We start from the raw sequence: 19,510 nt of genomic DNA on the forward strand, positions 1-19,510 counted from the left end.
AGATCAGGAGCACACCGGTGCCTGTCGTTTTTGTCGCCGCTTCCAAGCTGCCAACGCCTTTTGCGCAATTCACCATGCATGGCTTTCTCGATGAAGAGAACGGGCGCGAGCACGTAGTACTGAGCCTGGGTGAGTTTGCCGACGGTGCTCCGGTACTCGGCCGGTTGCACTCCGAATGCCTGACCGGCGATGCCTTGTTCAGCCAGCGCTGCGACTGCGGTTCGCAACTCGAGGCAGCCCTGCAGGCAATCGCCCGTGAAGGCCGTGGCGTGTTGCTCTACTTGCGTCAGGAAGGTCGCGGCATTGGCCTGCTGAACAAGATCCGCGCCTATGAATTGCAGGACGGCGGCGCCGACACCGTTGAAGCCAACGAGCGTCTGGGTTTTGCCGCCGACCAGCGCGACTACGCCATGTGCCTGCCGATGCTGGAGCATCTGGGCGTGAAGTCCCTGCGTCTGATGACCAACAACCCACGCAAGGTCAAAGCCTTGACCGACATGGGCATCGTGGTTGCCGAGCGCGTGCCGTTGCACACCGGGCACAACCCGCACAACAAACTCTATCTGGCGACCAAGGCGAGCAAGCTCGACCATATGATGGGCAACGAGCATCAGGGCGAGGTTGACCGGGCGTGACCCGCGGTCAGGTACGGCGGCGACTGTCCGTCAATTGGTGGCAATACCTGGCGCTGGCCTTGGTGCCGCTGTTCGTGATCAACGGCGTATTCGGCCAGGGCGAGGCGATTCTGCCGGTGCTGGCCATGCCGTTGTTCATCGCCGGTGTGGCCTCGATGTTTGTCAGCCTGAAGTTCTTCGGCGGCTACAAACACGCGCTGATCGCCACCCAGAAAGCCCTCGATACCCCTGATGAACCCGACGCCTGGATCGCCCTGGCCGCGAAACGCCGCACCGCGTTTCTGGCGGCCGGCCTGCCCGCCTGGATCGGTGCGCTGGCGGTATTCGTCGGGCTTGAAGCTGTTCCGTTGGTGCTGCTGGCGCTGTCGACCACAGTGCTGTTCTACCTCTACCGTATCCCGCGTCAACTCGGCTGATGCGCAGTATCTGGCTGGCAGTGTCGCTGCTGGCTGTCAGCGGTTCGGCGGCTGCGGTTGAACGGGTCGTCAGCCTGGCGCCGTCGCTTTCTGAGATTGTCGTTGAGCTGAACTCGGCTGACCTTCTGGTCGGTGTGCTGGATGCTGGCGAACGTCCCGCTGCACTCAAAGACATTCCTTCTGTTGGCAACTACGGTCAGTTGGACATGGAGCGACTGCTCAGCCTCAAACCCGATCTATTGCTGTTGTGGCCGGGCAGTGTGGGGCCGGCGCAGCGTGAGCAGCTCAAACGGCTGAACATTCCCACCTATGTCGCCGAACCCCACAACCTCGAACAACTTGCCGCCCAGATTGAAGTGATCGCTACGCAGCTCGGAAGACCGGAGCGTGGCGTTTCATTGGCCGAAAATCTGCGTCAACGACTCGATTCCCTGCGCCAGCGTTATCGAAGGGATGAACCGTTACGGGTGTTTTATCAAGTCTGGGATCGGCCGCTGTACACCGTGGGCGGCGGGCAGATCATCAGCGATGCTCTAGCGGTGTGCGGGGCGCGCAATGTGTTTGCCGACCTGACGCAGCCTGCACCGCAGGTCAGTGTGGAGGCGGTGTTGCAGCGCAATCCCGAGGTGATTCTGGCCAGTGATCAGGCGCAACTCGATGCGTGGAAGAGCTGGCCTCAGGTAACGGCGGTGACGCGGGGGCAATTGCTGCTGGTGACGGACAAAGGCCTGGAGCGGCCGAGTGGGCAGATGATCGAAGCGACTGCCAAGTTGTGCCAGTTGATCGCGCCCTGTGGCGAGGGGGCTTGCCCCCGTTCGGCTGCGCAGCAGCCGTAATTCGGTTGGTGCGGTGTGTCTGATAAAACGCGGTTGCTGAATCTGGGGCAGCTTCGCAGCCCAACGGGGGCAAGCCCCCTCGCCACAAATGACCGAGTCGGCTTTTAGCGCTCAGGCGTCCAGGTCACCCCGAACATCCACGCCCGGCCTTCTTCGCGATACCCATACTGACTGCCGTCATGGCTGTACAACGCCCGGCTGTAACCCTTGTCCAGCAGGTTATCGACCTTCATTTCCAGCTTGATCTCGCGATTCAGCGCCCAACTGCTGCGCAACCCCAACAAGGCATACCCGCCTAACGGCTGCTGGTTGTTCTCGTCGTCATAACTGCTGCTCACCGCTTGCCAACTGGCACCGAGGCCGAGCCGGTCGAACTGCCGATCCAGGTCCAGGCTCAAAGTCCGCCGTGCACGACGGGCGAGGGTGTGGCCGCTGTCGCGATCCTGCGGGTCGATGATCGCCACGCCGAGGTTGCTCTGCCAGCCGAACAGCTCTTGTTTCAAGGCCGCTTCGAAACCGTTGATCCGCGCCGAGGCGACGTTCGCCGGGCGGTTGTTGCTGCCGAAAATAATCGCGTCTTGTAGATCGGTGCGGTACAGCGAAGCTTCCAGGCGACTGGTTTCTGTCAGCTGACTGCGCCATTGCAGCTCATAACTTTTCGAGGTTTCGGGTTTCAAATCCGGATTGCTGAAATCCGGGTAGTACAGGTCGTTGAAGGTCGGTGCGCGGAAGCCTTCGCTGTAGGTCAACAGTACATCGTTGTCCGGGTTCAGCGGCAGGGTGAAGGTGCCGCTCCAGCTGTTCTGGCTGCCGAACTGCTGATTCTGGTCGCGACGCAGGCCCAGTTCGGTAGAAAAGCTGTCGGCTTGATAGCGATGCTGGATAAACGCTGCACGGTTCCAGCGGCTGTCTTCGTCGAACGCTGTGCTGCTGTTGATTCGGTCTTCGTACCAGTCGCCGCCGAGGATCAGGCTGTTGCGTTCATCCAGGGTCAGGTCGTTCTGCCAGTTCACCGAATCGCGGTAGGTGTTGAACACGCTGCGCTCGTCGCTGAGCTTGTCGAGCGTCTTCTCACGGTTTTCGCTATGGCCGAACTCGACGCGGGTTTTCCACCGGTCATTGATCCTCGCGTCGACATAACTGCTGACGCTGCTCACAGAGAACTCGCTGTAGGGCTGTTGCTGGACCGATTCAAAGGTGTTCATGTCGAAGCGGCCGAACGGATTGTCGAATGCGCTTTTGCCCTGGTTATCCAGCAGATTGGCGCCGACTTCGATGTCATCGGTGAGGGCGTGACTCAGGCTTAAGCTGACCGACTTATTGCGGTATTCATCGTGATCGCCATCACTGGGATAAGACTGGTGAGTGCGATTGATGCCTGCCGTTTCATCGAGGCTGGCACCGAGATTGAAGCGGGTCTGCGCGTCGCCGCCAGACAATCCAAGGCTGCGTTCCCAGGTCTGATTGCTGCCAACCCCCACGTGCATGCGGGGTTGCAAGCCCTGTTCGCCACCACGGCGGGTGAAGATCTGGATCACCCCGCCAATCGCATCGCTGCCGTAAATCACTGAACGCGAACCACGCAGCACTTCCACGCGCTCGACCTGTTCGATGTTGATGTGTTGCAGGTTGCTGTCGCCGGAGGTCGAGTTGCCGATGCGTTGGCCGTCGACCAGCACCAGACTTTGCGCCGACTTGGTACCACGAATGTAAACCCCCGGCAGACTGCCGCGCCCGCCAGTTTGCCCGACCTGTACGCCCGGCACCCGACGCAGTAGGTCAGTGACACTGCTCGGTTGCAGACGGTCGATATCGTCGCGGGTGAACACCGTGTTGGCGGCGCTGCTGTCGTTACGCGCTTCGACCTGACGGTTGGCGCTGATCAGCACGTCGGGCAGTTTCAGGGCCTGGTCGCGTTCGAAGGTGTCGGCCAAGAGTTGGCCGGCCGGCAGAAGCGTCAGCGTCAGGGCAAAAGGGGAGAGTTTCATGGATGATCCGAGGTGAATTCAGATACGACGCAACCCCCGTAGGAGCTGCCGAAGGCTGCGATCTTTTGATTCTGTTTTTTCAGGTTTGGAGCCGCCGAAGATCAGGATCAAAAGATCGCAGCCTTCGGCAGCTCCTACAGGGGATCGGGTTTACAAGTTCAGCAGCTGCAGGCGCTGACGCACCGCTTCTTCGATCCCAACCTCATCCAGTCCGCATTCAGCCAGCATTTGCGCAGGCTTGGCGTGTTCCACATAGGCATCCGGCAAGCCCAGGTGCAGCACCGACTTGAGGATGTTTTCGCGGGCGAGAAACTCGCTGACCGCGCCACCGGCACCGCCCATGATGGCGTTCTCTTCGACGGTCACCAGCAGTTCGTGACTGCCGGCGATTTCGCGAACCAGTGCTTCGTCGAGCGGTTTGACGAAGCGCATGTCGACCACGGTCGCATCCAGTTTCTCGGCGACTTTCAGTGCCTCGGCCAGTTGCACGCCGAACACCAGCAGGGCGACTTTGTTGCCCTGACGGCGCACGACACCCTTGCCGATTTCAATCGGTTCGAGGTCTTTCGCGATCGGCGCATTCGGGCCGGTGCCGCGCGGATAACGCACCGCCGCCGGGCCGTTGTACAGGTGGCCGGTGCTGAGCATTTTGCGCAGTTCGTTTTCGTCGCTCGGGGTCATCACCAGCATGCCGGGGATGCAACGCAGGAACGACAGGTCGAAGCTACCCGCGTGCGTCGGGCCGTCTTCGCCCACCAGACCAGCACGGTCGATGGCGAACAGCACGTCGAGGTTTTGCACCGCCACATCATGCACAAGCTGGTCGTAGCCGCGTTGCAGGAAGGTCGAATAGATCGCCACCACCGGTTTTGCGCCTTCGCAGGCCATGCCGGCGGCGAGGGTCACGGCGTGTTGCTCGGCAATCGCGACGTCGAAATAGCGCTCCGGGAAGCGCTCGCTGAAGGCCACCAGGTCGGAGCCTTCCTTCATCGCCGGGGTAATCCCGACCAAGCGCGGATCGACCGCGGCCATGTCGCAGAGCCATTCACCGAACACACCGGAGTACTTCGGCCCGCCGGCTTTCTTCGGCGCGGCGGCCGGAGCATCCACAGGTTCGAGTTTGGTAATGGCGTGGTAACCGATCGGGTCGACTTCCGCCGGAGCGAAGCCTTTGCCTTTTTTGGTGACCACGTGCAGGAATTGCGGGCCTTTCAGATCGCGCATGTTGCGCAGGGTGGCGATCAGGGTCGGCAGGTCGTGGCCATCGATCGGGCCGATGTAATTCCAGCCCAGCTCTTCGAACAGCGTGCCAGGGACCAGCATGCCTTTGGCGTATTCTTCGGTACGACGGGCGATTTCCCAGGCGCCGGGCAGGCGCGACAGGACCTTTTTACTGCCTTCGCGCATGCTCGCGTAAGTGCGGCTGGAAAGGATTTTCGCCAGATAGTTCGACAGCCCGCCGACGTTGCGCGAAATCGACATGTCGTTGTCGTTGAGGATCACCAGCATGTTGGCGTCCACTTCCGGCGCGTGGTTCAGCGCCTCGAAGGCCATGCCGGCGGTCAGTGCGCCGTCGCCGATCACCGCGATCGCCTTGCGATCACTGTGTTGCAGGCGGGCGGCAACCGCCATGCCCAGCGCTGCGCTGATCGATGTGCTGGAGTGGCCGACGCCAAAGGTGTCGTACTCGCTCTCGGAACGACGCGGGAAGGCGGCAACGCCGTCCTTCTGGCGCAGGGTGCTCATGCGCTCGCGACGGCCGGTGAGGATTTTGTGCGGGTAGGCCTGATGACCCACGTCCCACACCAGCCGGTCGTCCGGGGTGTCGAAGACGTAATGCAATGCGATGGTCAGCTCGATGACGCCCAGGCCAGCACCGAAATGCCCGCCGGTCTGACCGACCGTGTAGAGCAATTCCAGGCGCAACTCATCAGCCAGGGTTTCCAGCTCGGCTTCGCCTAACCGGCGCAGGCCGTCCGGCGTGTTGGCACGGTCGAGCAGGGGCGTGGTCGGGCGCTTGCGGGGAATCTCATGAAACGTCGTGGGCATCAGGCGAATCGTTATAGGTATAAAAGATGCGGCAGTTTACCTGATGCATCGCCCCCTGCCCACGCGTTGGTTTTTTTTGGCGGATACGCCGTCAGCTGCGGCGATCGACGATGTACCGGGCCAGATCGCGCAATGGCTCGGCCGCCGCGTCAAACGGTCGCAGCGCGTGCAGGGCCTGGTCGCGCAGTTCCAGGGCATAGGCCTTGGCCGCGTCGAGACCGAGCAGGGCCGGGTAGGTCGGCTTGTCCCGGGCGATATCGGCGCCCTGGCGTTTGCCGAGGGTTTCGGTGTCACTTTCAACGTCGAGAATGTCGTCCTGGACCTGAAATGCCAGGCCAATGGCCTGTGCATAACTCTGCAGGGACTTCAGTTCGTCCTTCGCGGCATGACCGCTGGCCAGGGCACCGAGCTTGACGCTGACTTCAATCAACGCGCCGGTCTTGTGCCGGTGCATGTATTCAAGGGCTTTTTGATCGAGCTTCAGACCCACCGAACCGAGATCGATGGCTTGCCCGCCGACCATGCCCGCCGGGCCCGCCGCCAATGCCAAGGCGCTGACCATCTGCAGGCGGGTTTCGGCGTCGCAACTGCTAAGGCGTGGGTCGAGCAGGGCGCTGAAGGCCAGGCTCTGCAAGCCGTCACCGGCGAGGATTGCACAAGCTTCATCGAATTTTTTATGCGTAGTCGGCTGGCCGCGACGCAGATCGTCGTCGTCCATGGCCGGCAAATCATCGTGCACCAGCGAATAGGCGTGGATCAGCTCAACCGCACAAGCCGCGCCGTTGGCCTGCTCGGCCTTGCCACCCAACGCCTCACACGCGGCGTAAGCCAGCAACGGGCGCACACGTTTGCCGCCGTTCATCACGCTGTAGCGCATGGCTTCGTAAAGGCGTGCGAGCTCGGGGCTCGGCGGGTTGAACAGGGTTTCCAGTGCCGCGTTGACGCGAGCCTGGCTGGTCGCCGAATACGCCGCAATCATTCTGGCTGATCCGCGTCGAAGGGTTCCTCGGCCAGCTCACCATCACGCTCGAGCAGCACTTGAACCTTCTGCTCGGCCTGAGCCAGTGCCGCCTGGCAATCGCGGGTCAGACCGATGCCCTGCTCGAAAGCGGTCAGCGAGTCTTCCAGCGACAATTCGCCGTTCTCCAGACGCTCCACCAGCGTTTGCAGGTCGGCGAGGGATTGTTCGAAATCCAGTGCAGCTTTTTTGCGGGCCATGGCGGCTATTTCCGGTTGACGTTAAACCGGCGCGACACTAGCAGACATAGGGGTTATGGGCAAATGAGCGGGGCGTTTCGGACAATGGTTTTTGGGAGTCAATGCGGCCCTGTGGCGAGGGGGCTTGCCCCCGTTGGGTTGCGAAGCGACCCCTGAACCAGACGGCGTGTTTCTTCAGGCATACCGCATTCAGCAATGTGCGACTGCTACGCAGCCGAACGGGGGCAAGCCCCCTCGCCACAGTGCGGTATCGATCATGATTAATCTGTTGAGTCATCGGGATAGCTGATTTGATATCGAGTACTGCGCCCGCCGCCGGGCAGGCGTTTCAGGCAGCCCTTTTCCAGCAGTTCGGCCAGATGACGGGTTGCGGTGGCTTTGGAAACCTTTGCCACTGCCTGGTATTGAGCGGCGCTGATGCCATTATCGAAACCTCGTTCCCCGCCATCGAGCAAGCGATTCAGTACTTTGGTCTGCTCGGTCGACAGTCCGGATTCCCGATGTGCCTGCCAGAAACGCGTCTTGCCCAGTACCGACTCAATCCGCGTCATGGCCTGCTGCAAGCTACGCAGCAAAGTCTGAAGAAACCACTCCAGCCATTCGGTGATATCCATCGTGGCTTTCTGGCTGGTTTCCAGCACTCGGTAATAGCCAGAACGATCATCCAGAATGCTCGCCGACATGGCGTAGAAGCGGATGGCCTGAGCCTCACCCTGAGCCAGGGCCAGATCAGTGATCGTTCGCGTCAGGCGACCGTTGCCATCGTCGAAAGGATGCAACGTCACAAACCAGAAATGTGCGACGCCGGCCCTCAGCAAAGGGTCGAGGCCAACCTGATTTCGGCTGGCTTCAAACCAGGTCAGGAAGGTTTCGAGTTGTCGTTCAAGACCAAGGCGAGGCGGCGCTTCGAAGTGAACGGTCGGCCTGTCGAGTCGCCCCGAAACAACTTGCATCGGCTCGTCGCCGCGCAAGGTACCAACACGGATCGACCGGGCGGCGAGATCCGTGTCTTGCTCAGGAAACAGCCATTTATACCAATCCAGCAATCGAGCCAATGTCAGTGGTTCAGCGAAATGCCGGGTGGCATCGAGCATCAATTGCGCAAGGCCCTCACTGCGCTGGCTCACCTTATCGCCATTGACCAGATCCAACCCCAACCGTCGCGCCAGAGAGGAGCGTACGGAGCCAACATTAAGCTGTTCACCCTCGATAGCGGACGAGGTCACGATGTTCTGCAACAACGTATCCAGTTCGTTTTGCGCGCTCAACGAACTGCCTACCGAACTGGCCATCCCCATCAACCGACCCTGCGCCTGAACGCAGTCGCGCAACAGTGGCGCCAAACGCTCGGCTTGCAATTGGAAATTTGGCCAATCAGGCTGCTGCCAGATCCAGTGAGGTGCCATGAACTGCTCTCGAAATGATTGAGCCGAATAAAGACGTTATTCGGCTCATATGGTGAGCCGAATATGACGCCTATTTGGCTCATCGTCTAGCTACTTCCGAGTCAGCAGGCTGCTGACCAATTCGCTCCTGCGCATCTTGGTAAGCGGCTTCACGCTCGCGCTTTCCAATTGCAACGACGAACACCACGACCTCTTGATCCAGAACCTGATAGATCAGGCGATAGCCGGCGCTGCGGAGCTTTAGCTTGTAGCAATCTGGCAAATTACGAAGTCGGTTGGCTTCAACGCGAGGGTTCTCCAAAACCTCAGCGAGCTTCTTTTTGAACTGCTGGCGCAACGTGTCGCCCAGTTTGTTCCACTCTTTCAACGCGCGACGATCAAATTCGAGGCTATAGGTCATCCAGACTGACCTTGACTCGCTGAGGTGCGGCGAGACGTTCGGTGACCACTGCGATGAGTGCTTCATCCTCTTCACTAAGTAATGCAGCTTTGAAAGGCAATTTACCGCGCTCGGCGACATATTGAAGGGTTTGGCGCAGGAGCTCGGAAGGCGTTACCCCGAGCTTTTCCAATTCGGCAAATGAGCGCTGCTTCAGGTCATCGTCTATACGGATGTTGATGGAAGCCATGGTGATATACCTGTAATGACGTTTGTCGTTACGGTAGCAATTGTGTCCCTGGCCCGACAACCCCTGATCCAGGGTTTCAGATGACAGGTACGCTTTCTTCCAGACATTAAAAAGCCGGCTTGTGGCCGGCTTCTCGGGGACTGGCTTGGTTTATTTTTGGTAAACCGCGCCAGCCTTCAAAACGTACACCCGGATCTTGCGTCCGGCTGTGGGACTTGGCGAGAAAGTCATCTGCCTTGTCGGTGCGATCTGAGCCTGAAGAAGGGTCGATGCGCAAATGTGGGGCGCAGCATACTGATTTTTTTGAGGAATTCCCAGCTCGGCATGCGGAGTAGAGTGGATTGCGGCGAGGTGTAGCAGCTGCCGAAGGCTGCGTTCGGCTGCGAAGCAGTCGTAAACCCGGTAACCATACTGTCCGCCATAGTGAATGGTTTGCGACTGCTGCGCAGTCGAACGGGGGCAAGCCCCCTCGCCACAGTGGATCACAGGGCTGCGTGCTTATAGGAAGGGCACGGAAGGTCGGCGTTTATTGAGCGTCGACCACCAGAATACCCACCCCAATACCCTGATGTTTTGCTTATCGATCTGCTCGGCACTGAAGATCTCGTCGGGATACTCGGCTTTGTTATAGCTGCGCAATCGCAACGCATTCCCCGGCATCCGGTGCAGGTATTTGATCCGCAGCATCCCGTCATGCTCGATCGCATAAATCTCCCCATCAATAACCTGAGTCAGCCCACGGTCGATCGCAAGCGTCGAGCCATCTTCAATCTTTTCGCCCATGCTGTTGCCGATCATGTGGGTACAGATAGCATTGGCGTGGTTGATTTCCAGGGAGTCCAGGTGGCTGCGAGGCAGGCGGATGGATTGGCTGGGGTCTTTGACGACGTGAGTTTTGTTGGAGCCCGGGGCGGTGGCTGTTTCTATATAGAAGGGCAATTCGACGTCGATGGGCTCGATCACCGTGTAGATGCCGCGGATGGCCTGGGCATCGAAGGTGTTGCCGGACTCGTCGAGCACGCGCAGGCGTGAGGACTCTTTCGGGCCTTCGCCGGTTTTCAGCCAGTCGCTGTTTACGGACAGTAGTCTGGCGACCTCTTCCATGCGGTAGGCGGGCACACCTCGGGTGTACCAGTTGTGGATATTTTGCGCTTCCGTGTCGAAGAAAGCGGCAAATCCAGTGGTTGTGATTTTCGCTGTTTCGAGGAGTGCTTTAAACCGTGGGCCGCTAGTGTTCTTTTTCATAAACACGAGTCTACTGGCGCAGGATGGGGGTTTGAATAAACGATCCGTTCAAATTTCGAGGGAAATTTAAGACTGGATGTAAGGCGCTTTTAGTGGAAATTAAACGAGAAAAAACCAATGCACCCAGGCGTTAAGCGACCGGTTTAAAAGAGGCTTTGCAAGCGCGCACAAAAAACCCCGGATCAACCGGGGTTCTTCTTCAAACGTCGCAGCTAGCAGCTTACCGCGGCTTCTCAGCCTTTATAGGCAGCAACCGACTTGGTGATCGCGTCGCGGGCGGCATCTGCGCCGGCCCAGCCTTCGATCTTCACCCATTTGCCTTTTTCGAGATCTTTGTAGTTCGCGAAGAAGTGCTCGATCTGCTGAATCAGCAGCGGAGGCAGATCGGTGTATTCCTTCACATCGACGTACAGCTGGGACAGTTTGTCGTGTGGAACCGCGATCACTTTGGCATCGCCGCCGCCGTCGTCGGTCATGTTCAGGATGCCGACTGGACGCGCGCGGATTACCGAACCTGGGGCAACCGGGTAAGGGGTCACGACCAGCACGTCGAGGGGATCACCGTCGTCAGCCAGGGTGTTGGGGATGTAACCGTAGTTGGCCGGGTAGAACATCGGGGTGGCCATGAAACGGTCAACGAACAGGCAATCGCTGTCTTTGTCGATTTCGTATTTGATCGGCGCGTGGTTGGCCGGGATCTCGATCGCGACGTAGATGTCGTTCGGCAGGTCTTTGCCAGCCGGAATCTTGCTGTAGCTCATTGGGCGGTGCCCCCGTTAGTTGACCAAAAAAACTTGGCCGGATTGACCAAAAAGTGGCGGCGATTATAGGCATATTCTGCCACCGTTGCCATGCGCCAGAGGTCGTGTAGACCTTAGTCGTGTGCCTGATAGACAGGGTTCTCGGCCAGAAGTTGCTGCAATCGGGCCAATGGGTCCTGCCGATAAAACAACTTCAGCTGTTCATAAACCTGTGGATATGCCTCATGCAGCAAGTCCGGTGCGCTGAAGAAGTATTCGCTGGTGACGGCGAAGAACTCGGCGGGGTTTTCCGCTGCGTACGGGTCGATGGCGGTTTCGGCGTCCGGGTTGCGGTCCAGTTGCCGGTCGAGGTCGTCATAGGCTTCTTGCATGATTCTGGCCCAGTCGCTGACGCGCATGTCGGCATGCAGCGGGGGGAGGCCATTGGCGTCGCCGTTGAGCATGTCGAGTTTGTGCGCGAGTTCGTGGATCACCAGGTTGTAGCCTTCCCAGCCACCGCTGGCCATCACGCCGGGCCAGGCTAGGATGATCGGGCCTTGCTGCCAGGCTTCGCCGCTGTGTTCGCCGTCCCACTCGTGTTCGACGCCGCTGGCATCGCGATGGCGCTGGGGGCTGAGGAAATCGTCGGGGTAGAGGATGATTTCGTGAAAGCCCTGATACCAGTTCAGATCGCCCAGATGCAGCAGCGGCAATTGGGCCTGGGCGGCGAGCAGCAGGCGTTGCTCCTGGTGAAGCTCGACGCCGGGCAGGGCGGTCAGGTGTTTGTCTTGCAGGAACAGCACGCAGGCTTCCCGCAGCCACTGGTCTTCGGCTGCGCTGATGCCATCGAGAAAGCTCAGGTGATGGCGCACCCGTTGCCACATGTCGTCGGCAATCGGATGCCTGGCCAGGGTGCGCCGGCGTCGCCAGGCGCTAAGGAACCACATCGTGAGTCAGCGGGGTTCGGCTTTGGACGCGGCATGCCCGAGGCGGCTGCGGATCACGCTGATGATCATCGGTAGCAGCGACAGCAGGATGATGCCCACTACCAGCAGTGACAGGTTTTTCTTGATGAACGGTACGTTGCCGAAGAAGTAACCGAGGGTGACCAGGCCGCCCACCCAGAGGATGGTTCCGAGAACACTGAAGGCAAAGAAACGCGGGTAAGGCATTTTGCCGACACCGGCGACGAACGGGGCAAAGGTGCGGATGATTGGCATGAAGCGCGCCAGGGTCACGGTTTTGCCGCCGTGCTTGTCGTAGAAGTCGTGGGTTTGTTGCAGATAGTCGCGGCGGAATATTTTCGAGTTCGGGTTGCTGAACAGCTTTTCGCCGGCGGTGCGGCCGATTATGTAGTTGGTGCTGTCGCCGAGAATCGCCGCCAGCATCAGCAGGCCGCCCAGCAGCACCGGGTCCATGCCGCCACCGGCCGCTACGGCGCCGGCGATGAACAGCAGGGAATCGCCCGGCAGGAATGGCATAACTACCAGACCGGTTTCGCAGAAGATCACCAGAAACAGAATGGCGTAAATCCATGCCCCGTAGTTAGTTACCAGCAGGTCGAGGTAAACATCGAGATGCAGGATAAGGTCGATCGGGTTGAAATCCATGGAAAGCACCTGTGGTGATGGCCCGACTCTGCAGGCCTGTGCGGATGGCTTCGCGTAAGACTACAGCTAACTGTGATTTTTCTTACGAGCCGGAAGAATGGGCATTATACGGGGAGAGAAGTGAAAAACGCCTCGAGTTTGTAGCGGGGGATGTCGATGGGGCGACCATGGGGCTGTTGGCTTTGCACAAACCTTGTGGCGAGGGAGCTTGCTCCCGTTGGGTTGCGAAGCGACCCCTAAACCAGGTAGTCACGGTTTTTCAGATACACCGCATGCTCAGGTTTTACGACGGCTGCGCCGCCGAACGGGGGCAAGCCCCCTCGCCACAAAGGCCTCAGTGCGTTACAGCCCCTCACTGATCGGCAACACGTAGTTCTTGAACTCGGTGTCTTCCCTGAACCCGATGGATTCGTAGGTTTTCTGCGCGACTTCGTTGTTGCTGCTGGTGGAAACGCGCATGCGCACCGCATTGGTTTCCTTGGCCATTTTTTTCGCGGTACGGATCAGGTTGTCGGCCACTAACTGGCGGCGGGCGTCTTCAGCGACGTAGATATCGTTGAGGATCCACACGCGTTTAAGCGAAAGAGACGAAAAGCTTGGGTATAACTGACAAAAACCCATCAGTTTGTTGTTGTCGTCATCGGCCAGGGCCAGGTAGATCACCGATTCCTTGCGCCGCAGACGTTTCTCGAGGAACGCCCGGGACGAGTCCGGATACGGCAGGGAACCGTAAAACTCACGATATTTGACGAACAACGGGGTCAGCAGGTCGAGGTGTTCGAGGGTCGCTTGAATAATCCGCATGGTAGGTCTCGTCTTCAAGTGGCTGTCTTACGTGGTGACGGCGACGGGAAACCCTGGCGGCCGTGCATCGATCCTGCCTGAAACCTGAATAGAAACGCAATGCGGAAACGGTTCAGGTATCCGACGGGCTCAGTAGGAAATTACCTTTCATATCTGCACTAATGTCCGACTCCAGCGTCTGAACCTGGGCTTCGTCCTTCAGACTGACCCCCGATAACTGCCGCCGACAGGCTTCGCGCATCAAATACAGCAAGCGGTGTGCCGCCATGCCGTAACTCAAGCCTTCGAGCCGAACATTCGAGATGCAGTTGCGATAGGCGTCTGTCAGTCCGACTTTGGGATTATAGGTGAAATACAACCCCAGGCTGTCTGGTGAGCTCAAGCCGGGGCGTTCGCCGATCAATATGACCACCATTTTTGCGCCCAGCAGCTCGCCGATCTCGTCGGCTACAGCTACACGGCCCTGTTCCACCAGAATCACCGGCGACAGTGACCAACCCTCAGCGGCTGTCTGTTCTTCCATGCGCGCCAGAAACGGTAAGGTGTGGCGATGAACGGCCAATGCCGAGAGGCCATCGGCCACCACAACGGCCAAATCGATGCCGCCAGGATGGCTCAGCGCGTAGTCGCGCAGGGTCTGCGCCGACTGATCACTCAACTTGCGCCCCAGATCGGGGCGCTGCAGATAGCTGTTCCGGTCCGTGGCGGCGCTGTGCAGCAGCAAACTCTCACGTCCACGCTCGGCCAGCTGCGAACCGAGCCCCCTGTGGTCGAACGGCAGGTGCACCGCATCCCGGGCCTGTGCATGGGCGTACTGAAAATCCAGCTGTGCGCTGGTCGGCATACTGGTGCCTGTACGACCGAGGGCAATACGTGCCGGGGTCAGGCGACGCAGTTCCAGCAATGGGTTCTGCGGATCGACAGGTGGTTTATCCATCTCAATACTCATCCCAGTTGCGCCATGGCTTGACGGAAGGCCGGCGGCAGGTTGTCGCCGAAGTGAATTTTGCCGTCTGCCTGGGTGAAGATGCCCATGTTCGCCAGCCACTGTTCAAACTCCGGCGCCGGTTTCAGGCCCAGGGTTTTGCGGGCGTAGAGGGCGTCGTGGAACGACGTGGTCTGGTAATTGAGCATGATGTCGTCAGAGCCGGGGATGCCCATGATGAAGTTGATCCCGGCCACGCCCAGCAGGGTCAGCAGGGTGTCCATGTCGTCCTGATCGGCTTCGGCGTGATTGGTGTAACAGATGTCGCAACCCATCGGCACGCCCAGCAGCTTGCCGCAGAAGTGGTCTTCGAGGCCGGCGCGGATGATCTGTTTGCCGTTGTAGAGGTATTCCGGGCCGATGAAGCCTACGACGGTGTTTACCAGAAACGGTTTGAAATGGCGTGCCACGGCATAGGCGCGGGTTTCGCAGGTCTGTTGATCGATGCCGTGATGGGCGTTGGCCGACAAGGCGCTGCCCTGGCCGGTCTCGAAATACATCAGATTCTGGCCCAACGTGCCGCGATTCAGGCTCAAGCCCGCGTCATAGCCTTCCTGCAAGACGTTTAGGTTGATACCGAAACTGGCGTTGGCCGCTTCAGTGCCGGCGATCGACTGGAACACCAGGTCCAGCGGAATGCCGCGATTCACCGCCTCGATGGAGGTGGTGACGTGGGTCAGCACGCAGGCCTGTGTAGGAATTTCGTAGCGCTGGATGATCGCATCGAGCATTTCCAGCATGGCGCAGATCGAAGCGATGCTGTCAGTGGCCGGGTTGATGCCGATCATCGCGTCACCGTTGCCGTACAGCAGTCCGTCGAGAATGCTCGCGGCGATGCCGGCCGGTTCGTCGGTGGGGTGATTGGGTTGCAGGCGTGTCGAGAGCCGGCCGCGCAAGCCCAGAGTGCCGCGGAATTTCGTGATCACGCGGATTTTCTGCGCCACCAGCACCAGGTCTTGCACGCGCATGATCTTCGACACGGCGGCGGCCATTTCCGGGGTCAGGCCCGGGGCGAGGGCACGCAAGCTCTGTTCGTCGGCGGCGTCGCTGAGCAGCCAATCGCGAAAGCCACCGACAGTGAGGTGGCTGACCGCTTTAAAAGCCTGTTTATCGTGAGTGTCGATGATCAGCCGGGTGACTTCATCGGCCTCGTAAGGAATCAGTACTTCCTGCAGGAAGTGAGTCAGCGGGATGTCAGCCAGGGCCATCTGCGCGGCCACTCGCTCGCCATCGTTGAGGGCGGCAACGCCGGCCAGAAAGTCCCCGGAGCGCGCCGGGCTGGCTTTGGCCATGACGTCTTTGAGACTGTCGAAGCGGTAGGTCTGGGCGCCGACGGTATGGGCAAATACGGCCATGGGGCGGTGTCCTCCTGATTCAATAAATAACTCAAATGCACCGCCGAACCCTTGTGGGAGCTGCATGCACTTCAATATGGCAGGCGCCGGGAATCAGCCCGGCGCCGGTGCAACTCAGACGCCTTCGAGCATCGCATCCGCCGGTGCGTCGGAACGCTGCTTGGCCGTCAGTTGGAAATACAGGTAACCGGCCGCCATGAACCCGAGGAACACACACCCGATCAAGGTGTTGAACCACGCCATCGCCACCAGGCACACCACGGCCAGAAACAGCGCGATGCCCGGTACGATCGGGTAGCCCGGTGCGCGGAAGGTACGTTCCAGGTTCGGCTCGGTTTTACGCAACTTGAACAGGCTCAGCATACTGATGATGTACATCACGATGGCGCCGAATACCGACATGGTGATCATCGCAGCCGTCAGCGTCATGCCCTGCAGGTTGATCAGGCCGTCGCTGTAGATCGCCACGATGCCGATCACGCCGCCCGCCAGAATCGCCCGGTGCGGCGTCTGGAAGCGCGAGAGTTTGGCCAGCCCTTTGGGCAGGTAACCGGCGCGAGCCAGGGCGAAGAACTGTCGCGAGTAGCCGAGGATGATCCCGTGGAAACTCGCCACCAGGCCGAACAGGCCGATCCAGACCAGCATGTGCATCCAGGTCGAATTATTGCCGACCACGGCTTTCATCGCCTGAGGCAGCGGATCGTTGATGTTCGACAGTTGACGCCAGTCGCCGACGCCGCCAGCCATCACCATGACGCCGATGGCCAGGAACACCAGGGTCAGAATGCCACTGACGTAAGCCCTGGGAATTGTGCGTTTCGGGTCCTTGGCTTCCTCGGCAGCCATGGCGGCGCCTTCAATGGCGAGGAAGAACCAGATCGCGAAAGGTATTGCCGCAAAGATGCCGGGGATCGAGGCCATGGTGAATTCGTTGGACCCCGACCAGCCATTGAGCACGAAATTGCTGAAGCTGAAGCCCGGTGCGACCACGCCCATGAACACCAGCAACTCGGCGACCGCAAGCACGGTGACCACCAATTCGAACGTGGCAGCGATGCTCACGCCGAGGATATTCAAGCCCATGAACACGAAATAGGCACCAACAGCGGCGATCTTCGGGTCCAGTTCCGGGTATTGCACGTTGAGGTAGGCGCCAATGGCCATGGCAATTGCCGGTGGCGCAAAGACGAATTCGATCAGGGTCGCAATGCCGGCGATCAGTCCGCCTTTTTCGCCGAAGGCCCGTCGGCTGTAGGCAAACGGCCCGCCAGCGTGGGGAATGGCGGTGGTCAATTCGGTGAAACTGAAGATAAAGCAGGTGTACATCGTCGCCACCATCAGGGCGGTGACGAGAAAACCCAGGGTCCCTGCGGTGCCCCAGCCGTAACTCCAGCCGAAGTACTCGCCGGAAATCACCAGGCCGACGGCAATGCCCCATAGATGCAGGGTGCCGAGTGTGGGTTTGAGCTGTGTAGTAGAAGTCATAAGTCCTCTCTGTCTTTTTTATTGTTTGATCTGTTGGACTTTCGGGTATGGCATTTATGTGTGGAGCAGGCACGCAAAGCCCATGCCAGACAGGCAGGGCGACGATTGGTGTGTCGTTGAGGACGCCATCGCGAGCAGGCTCGCTCCCACAGGGTCAGGTGGTGAATCAACTTTTGGGGGTTGACCCAAATCCAATGTGGGAGCGAGCCTGCTCGCGATTGCCATCTGAAGGGCGACACCGAAACATCGGTATCGCCCCCGGTTTTTAGAAGAAGCCCAACGGATTGATGTCGTAGCTCACCAGCAGGTTTTTGGTCTGCTGATAGTGATCGAGCATCATTTTGTGGGTTTCACGGCCGACGCCGGACTTTTTGTAGCCCCCGAACGCGGCGTGCGCCGGGTACAGGTGGTAGCAGTTGGTCCACACGCGACCAGCCTTGATGGCGCGGCCCATGCGGTAGGCGCGGTTGATGTCGCGGGTCCAGAGGCCGGCACCCAGGCCGAACTCGGTGTCGTTGGCGATGGCCAAGGCTTCGGCTTCGTCCTTGAAGGTGGTGATGCTCACCACCGGGCCAAAGATTTCTTCCTGGAATACGCGCATTTTGTTGGTGCCCTTGAGCAGGGTCGGCTGGATGTAATACCCGGTCGCCAGGCTGCCCTCGAGTTTTTCTACCTTGCCGCCGGTCAGCAGTTCGGCGCCTTCGCCCTTGGCGATTTCCAGATACGAAAGGATTTTGTCGAATTGCTGCTCGGACGCCTGGGCGCCGACCATGGTGTCGGTGTCCAGCGGGTCGCCACGTTTGATTTGCAGGACTTTGTTCATGACCACTTTCATGAACTCGTCGTAGATCGATTCTTGCACCAGGGCGCGGGACGGGCAGGTGCAGACTTCGCCTTGGTTGAAGAATGCGAGCACTAGGCCTTCGGCAGCTTTTTCGATGAAGCTTGGCTCAGCTTTCATGATGTCTTCGAAGAAGATGTTCGGCGACTTGCCACCCAGCTCCACGGTGGACGGAATGATGTTTTCGGCGGCGCATTTCATGATGTGCGAGCCGACCGGGGTCGAGCCGGTGAACGCGATCTTGGCGATGCGCTTGCTGGTGGCCAGGGCTTCCCCGGCTTCTTTGCCAAAGCCTTGCACCACGTTGAGCACGCCGGGCGGCAGCAGGTCGCCGATCAGTTCCATCAGCACGGTAATGCCCAGCGGGGTTTGCTCGGCCGGTTTAAGGACCACGCAGTTACCGGCGGCGAGGGCCGGGGCAAGTTTCCAGGCGGCCATCAGAATCGGGAAGTTCCACGGAATGATCTGCCCGACCACGCCCAGCGGTTCATGGATGTGATAGGCCACGGTGTTGCCGTCGATCTCGGCGGCGCTGCCTTCCTGGGCGCGGATGCAACCGGCGAAGTAGCGGAAGTGGTCGGCGGCCAGCGGGATGTCGGCATTGAGGGTTTCGCGCACGGCCTTGCCGTTGTCCCAGGATTCGGTGATCGCCAGCACTTCCAGGTTCTGTTCGATGCGATCGGCGATTTTCAGCAGGACCAGCGAGCGAGCCTGGGCGGACGTGGCGCCCCAGGCATCGGCGGCGGCATGGGCAGCGTCCAGGGCCTTTTCGATGTCTTCGGCTGTGGAACGCGGGAATTCGGCAATAGGTTGGCCGTTGACCGGCGATGTATTGGTGAAGTACTGACCTTTGACAGGCGCGACGAACTCGCCGCCGATGTAGTTACCGTATTTGCTCTTGAACGAAACGATAGCGCCTTCAGTACCGGGGTGAGCGTAACGCATGATGGGTTTCTCCTTGGCTTTTGTGCTTATAAGGGAGGACGCGCTAAAGCGCTGCATTAAGCGTAGAGCAAAGGTCGGGCCACTGCGTTGCAGGTCAGGTAAATCAAGGCCTTGCGTGTTTTTTGTCGGACAGATTGGCGGCGTTTGTGACGCTTGCGGTACAACCCCCGTGACACTTTGTACCGTTTGTGGCACAGCTTGTGACCGATGGGTCTTGCCAGCATTGCAATGCGTCGATGGCTGGAGGATGCTGGGCCTCAAATTGCCACACAGGTAATCCTCTGTGGCGAGGGAGCTTGTGTGGCGAGGGGGCTTGCCCCCGT

General features: G+C 59.5%; 19 protein-coding genes. 3 read left to right on the plus strand and 16 right to left on the minus strand.

Annotated elements, in window-relative coordinates:
- Window positions 1-17: 17 nt before the first annotated feature.
- Genes ribA through ACQKPC_RS18800 form a run of 3 tightly spaced genes read left to right on the plus strand, consistent with a single transcriptional unit; the run spans window position 18 to window position 1,887 of the window.
- Window positions 18-635: a GTP cyclohydrolase II gene (gene ribA / locus ACQKPC_RS18790; protein WP_007906827.1), complete on the plus strand. Its 618-nt coding sequence runs from the start codon at window positions 18-20 to the stop codon at window positions 633-635.
- Window positions 632-1,051: an MFS transporter gene (locus ACQKPC_RS18795; RefSeq protein WP_427625872.1), complete on the plus strand. Its 420-nt coding sequence runs from the start codon at window positions 632-634 to the stop codon at window positions 1,049-1,051. Before ribA ends, ACQKPC_RS18795 begins: the two co-directional genes overlap by 4 nt.
- Complete coding sequence (locus ACQKPC_RS18800) at window positions 1,051-1,887, plus strand: cobalamin-binding protein (protein ID WP_427625873.1); 837 nt, start codon at window positions 1,051-1,053, stop codon at window positions 1,885-1,887. Before ACQKPC_RS18795 ends, ACQKPC_RS18800 begins: the two co-directional genes overlap by 1 nt.
- A 104-nt stretch (window positions 1,888-1,991) precedes the next feature.
- Here the strand turns inward: ACQKPC_RS18800 and ACQKPC_RS18805 are convergent, their stop codons facing one another.
- From ACQKPC_RS18805 to exaC, 16 genes are all read right to left on the minus strand, one after another.
- Window positions 1,992-3,875: a TonB-dependent receptor domain-containing protein gene (locus tag ACQKPC_RS18805; protein ID WP_427625874.1), complete on the minus strand. Its 1,884-nt coding sequence runs from the start codon at window positions 3,873-3,875 to the stop codon at window positions 1,992-1,994.
- Window positions 3,876-4,025: 150 nt separating this feature from the next.
- Complete coding sequence (gene dxs / locus ACQKPC_RS18810) at window positions 4,026-5,924, minus strand: 1-deoxy-D-xylulose-5-phosphate synthase (RefSeq protein ID WP_427625875.1); 1,899 nt, start codon at window positions 5,922-5,924, stop codon at window positions 4,026-4,028.
- Between the two features lie 91 nt (window positions 5,925-6,015).
- Window positions 6,016-6,903, minus strand: coding sequence for a (2E,6E)-farnesyl diphosphate synthase (ispA, locus tag ACQKPC_RS18815; protein WP_008070181.1), 888 nt, complete (start codon window positions 6,901-6,903; stop codon window positions 6,016-6,018).
- The gene (locus ACQKPC_RS18820; RefSeq protein ID WP_007894317.1) at window positions 6,900-7,142 is read right to left on the minus strand and encodes an exodeoxyribonuclease VII small subunit; all 243 of its coding nucleotides are present in this window, start codon (window positions 7,140-7,142) and stop codon (window positions 6,900-6,902) included. The genes ispA and ACQKPC_RS18820 overlap by 4 nt, the downstream gene beginning before the upstream one ends.
- Window positions 7,143-7,402: 260 nt before the next feature.
- The gene (locus tag ACQKPC_RS18825; RefSeq protein WP_427625876.1) at window positions 7,403-8,548 is read right to left on the minus strand and encodes a Fic family protein; all 1,146 of its coding nucleotides are present in this window, start codon (window positions 8,546-8,548) and stop codon (window positions 7,403-7,405) included.
- A 79-nt stretch (window positions 8,549-8,627) separates the two neighbouring features.
- The gene (locus tag ACQKPC_RS18830) at window positions 8,628-8,948 is read right to left on the minus strand and encodes a type II toxin-antitoxin system RelE family toxin (protein ID WP_427625877.1); all 321 of its coding nucleotides are present in this window, start codon (window positions 8,946-8,948) and stop codon (window positions 8,628-8,630) included.
- Window positions 8,938-9,177: a type II toxin-antitoxin system RelB/DinJ family antitoxin gene (locus ACQKPC_RS18835; protein ID WP_054616768.1), complete on the minus strand. Its 240-nt coding sequence runs from the start codon at window positions 9,175-9,177 to the stop codon at window positions 8,938-8,940. Before ACQKPC_RS18835 ends, ACQKPC_RS18830 begins: the two co-directional genes overlap by 11 nt.
- A gap of 498 nt (window positions 9,178-9,675) precedes the next feature.
- The gene (locus ACQKPC_RS18840; protein ID WP_427625878.1) at window positions 9,676-10,422 is read right to left on the minus strand and encodes a S24 family peptidase; all 747 of its coding nucleotides are present in this window, start codon (window positions 10,420-10,422) and stop codon (window positions 9,676-9,678) included.
- A 233-nt stretch (window positions 10,423-10,655) separates the two neighbouring features.
- Window positions 10,656-11,183, minus strand: coding sequence for an inorganic diphosphatase (gene ppa / locus ACQKPC_RS18845; protein ID WP_008052339.1), 528 nt, complete (start codon window positions 11,181-11,183; stop codon window positions 10,656-10,658).
- A 113-nt stretch (window positions 11,184-11,296) separates the two neighbouring features.
- Window positions 11,297-12,109 (minus strand): zinc-dependent peptidase, encoded by an 813-nt coding sequence (locus tag ACQKPC_RS18850; protein WP_427625879.1) that lies wholly within the window; start codon window positions 12,107-12,109, stop codon window positions 11,297-11,299.
- A gap of 6 nt (window positions 12,110-12,115) precedes the next feature.
- Window positions 12,116-12,772, minus strand: a complete 657-nt coding sequence (locus ACQKPC_RS18855) for a DedA family protein (protein WP_008070178.1) — start codon at window positions 12,770-12,772, stop codon at window positions 12,116-12,118.
- 342 nt (window positions 12,773-13,114) lie between these two features.
- Window positions 13,115-13,576: a GNAT family N-acetyltransferase gene (locus ACQKPC_RS18860; protein ID WP_427625880.1), complete on the minus strand. Its 462-nt coding sequence runs from the start codon at window positions 13,574-13,576 to the stop codon at window positions 13,115-13,117.
- Window positions 13,577-13,688: 112 nt separating this feature from the next.
- Window positions 13,689-14,513, minus strand: coding sequence for an ethanolamine ammonia-lyase subunit EutC (gene eutC / locus ACQKPC_RS18865; RefSeq protein WP_427625881.1), 825 nt, complete (start codon window positions 14,511-14,513; stop codon window positions 13,689-13,691).
- Between the two features lie 8 nt (window positions 14,514-14,521).
- Window positions 14,522-15,916: an ethanolamine ammonia-lyase subunit EutB gene (locus tag ACQKPC_RS18870; RefSeq protein ID WP_427625882.1), complete on the minus strand. Its 1,395-nt coding sequence runs from the start codon at window positions 15,914-15,916 to the stop codon at window positions 14,522-14,524.
- Between the two features lie 114 nt (window positions 15,917-16,030).
- Window positions 16,031-17,401 (minus strand): ethanolamine permease, encoded by a 1,371-nt coding sequence (gene eat, locus ACQKPC_RS18875; protein WP_427625883.1) that lies wholly within the window; start codon window positions 17,399-17,401, stop codon window positions 16,031-16,033.
- Between the two features lie 265 nt (window positions 17,402-17,666).
- The gene (gene exaC / locus ACQKPC_RS18880) at window positions 17,667-19,187 is read right to left on the minus strand and encodes an acetaldehyde dehydrogenase ExaC (protein WP_427625884.1); all 1,521 of its coding nucleotides are present in this window, start codon (window positions 19,185-19,187) and stop codon (window positions 17,667-17,669) included.
- Between the last annotated feature and the right edge of the window lie 323 nt (window positions 19,188-19,510).

Origin of the sequence: Pseudomonas sp. NPDC089918 (assembly GCF_050280605.1) — a bacterium.
Classification (GTDB): Bacteria; Pseudomonadota; Gammaproteobacteria; order Pseudomonadales; family Pseudomonadaceae; genus Aquipseudomonas.

Coding starts and splice junctions, on each gene's coding strand:
- ACQKPC_RS18800 (WP_427625873.1), top strand. CDS start 1,051: ATGCGCAGTATCTGGCTGGCAGTGTCGCTGCTGGCTGTCAGCGGTTCG.
- ACQKPC_RS18805 (WP_427625874.1), bottom strand. CDS start 3,875: ATGAAACTCTCCCCTTTTGCCCTGACGCTGACGCTTCTGCCGGCCGGC.
- dxs (WP_427625875.1), bottom strand. CDS start 5,924: ATGCCCACGACGTTTCATGAGATTCCCCGCAAGCGCCCGACCACGCCC.
- ispA (WP_008070181.1), bottom strand. CDS start 6,903: ATGATTGCGGCGTATTCGGCGACCAGCCAGGCTCGCGTCAACGCGGCA.
- ACQKPC_RS18820 (WP_007894317.1), bottom strand. CDS start 7,142: ATGGCCCGCAAAAAAGCTGCACTGGATTTCGAACAATCCCTCGCCGAC.
- ACQKPC_RS18825 (WP_427625876.1), bottom strand. CDS start 8,548: ATGGCACCTCACTGGATCTGGCAGCAGCCTGATTGGCCAAATTTCCAA.
- ACQKPC_RS18830 (WP_427625877.1), bottom strand. CDS start 8,948: ATGACCTATAGCCTCGAATTTGATCGTCGCGCGTTGAAAGAGTGGAAC.
- ACQKPC_RS18835 (WP_054616768.1), bottom strand. CDS start 9,177: ATGGCTTCCATCAACATCCGTATAGACGATGACCTGAAGCAGCGCTCA.
- ACQKPC_RS18840 (WP_427625878.1), bottom strand. CDS start 10,422: ATGAAAAAGAACACTAGCGGCCCACGGTTTAAAGCACTCCTCGAAACA.
- ppa (WP_008052339.1), bottom strand. CDS start 11,183: ATGAGCTACAGCAAGATTCCGGCTGGCAAAGACCTGCCGAACGACATC.
- ACQKPC_RS18850 (WP_427625879.1), bottom strand. CDS start 12,109: ATGTGGTTCCTTAGCGCCTGGCGACGCCGGCGCACCCTGGCCAGGCAT.
- ACQKPC_RS18855 (WP_008070178.1), bottom strand. CDS start 12,772: ATGGATTTCAACCCGATCGACCTTATCCTGCATCTCGATGTTTACCTC.
- ACQKPC_RS18860 (WP_427625880.1), bottom strand. CDS start 13,576: ATGCGGATTATTCAAGCGACCCTCGAACACCTCGACCTGCTGACCCCG.
- eutC (WP_427625881.1), bottom strand. CDS start 14,513: ATGGATAAACCACCTGTCGATCCGCAGAACCCATTGCTGGAACTGCGT.
- ACQKPC_RS18870 (WP_427625882.1), bottom strand. CDS start 15,916: ATGGCCGTATTTGCCCATACCGTCGGCGCCCAGACCTACCGCTTCGAC.
- eat (WP_427625883.1), bottom strand. CDS start 17,401: ATGACTTCTACTACACAGCTCAAACCCACACTCGGCACCCTGCATCTA.
- exaC (WP_427625884.1), bottom strand. CDS start 19,187: ATGCGTTACGCTCACCCCGGTACTGAAGGCGCTATCGTTTCGTTCAAG.